Source organism: Microbacterium sp. ZXX196 (assembly GCF_009709595.1).
Taxonomy (GTDB): Bacteria; Actinomycetota; Actinomycetes; order Actinomycetales; family Microbacteriaceae; genus Microbacterium; species Microbacterium excoecariae.
The window spans coordinates 1-249 of record NZ_WMEE01000401.1 but is presented as its reverse complement, the minus strand read 5'-3'; the positions used below and the strand labels follow the sequence as shown (position 1 = coordinate 249).

The following is a 249-nucleotide window of genomic DNA, read 5'->3' as shown; positions in this document are numbered from 1 at the left end:
ATCCGCGCATCAAGACGCGCCGCCGCGTCCATGCGCGCTTTGGTCAATGCGTCGGCTGCTGCGTCAAACGCTGCCCGCGCCCGGTCCCACGCCGTTTTCAGCGCCCCCAGATGCGCGACCGACCCGTCCAGCGCCTCCAGCCGTCCGCGCAATTCCCCCGCGAAGCCGCCCAGATCATCGGGGGCCACGCCATGCTTTCGCGCCAGCGCCCTAAGCGCGAACAGCCGCTCTTCGGTTTCTTCCAGCTCT

The 249-nt window shown here is 69.1% G+C and carries 1 protein-coding gene; it reads right to left on the bottom strand.

The annotated features are described in order from the left end of the window. On the bottom strand, positions 1-249 hold a 249-nt coding region (locus GJQ66_RS14365; RefSeq protein WP_230379671.1), incomplete at both ends, for a hypothetical protein.